2 rRNA genes are annotated in these 680 nt (G+C 42.1%); both read left to right on the top strand.

The features are described 5' to 3' along the window. Positions 1-74: ribosomal RNA gene (locus ST37_RS15870) — 23S ribosomal RNA — on the top strand; the annotation flags it as partial. A gap of 174 nt (positions 75-248) precedes the next feature. After that, positions 249-364: ribosomal RNA gene (gene rrf / locus ST37_RS15875) — 5S ribosomal RNA — on the top strand. The last annotated feature ends 316 nt before the right edge of the window (positions 365-680 follow it).

The raw sequence follows: 680 nt of genomic DNA on the forward strand, positions 1-680 counted from the left end.
GTTGATAGGCAGGGTGTGTAAGTGCTGTGAGGCATTGAGCTAACCTGTACTAATTGCCCGTGAGGCTTAACCATACAACACCCAAAGGGTTTTGATTGGACTCAAAGTAAGAACTTTGAATGTGTAAGAGAACAGATACGAGAAACGAGCGTCGAGAGACGAGTTTTTTGCTACAGCTTTCCAAAGTTAAATAGAGACGATAGATGACTCGCTTCTCGCGACTCGCCTCTCGGCTCTAAACAAATTTGCTTGGCGACCATAGCGTTGTGGACCCACCTGATTCCATGCCGAACTCAGAAGTGAAACGCAATAGCGCCGATGGTAGTGTGGGGTTTCCCCATGTGAGAGTAGGACATCGCCAGGCTTTAATTTTGATTGAACTCGTTTGAGTTCAGTCACCATAAAGTTTTTAGTAATAACTTAGAATTTTATGTTGACTTTCAAAGTGGAAAGCGTATTATACGCGTCCTGCTTAAGTGCTAAGGCACTGAAAGCAAAGCTCTTTAACAATATAAACCTATCAATCTGTGTGGGCACTCGTTGATGATAATCAAATAGATTCCTCGGAATCAACCTTGATTTCAATGAACTGAGTGACCAATACGAATAGCAACTTCTTTCGGGAATGAGTTATTTGGCACAGTCAATTCATTATCGTTCTGTTGGAACGATAATAGCTT

This window comes from Vibrio sp. qd031 (assembly GCF_002100145.1).
GTDB lineage: Bacteria > Pseudomonadota > Gammaproteobacteria > Enterobacterales > Vibrionaceae > Vibrio.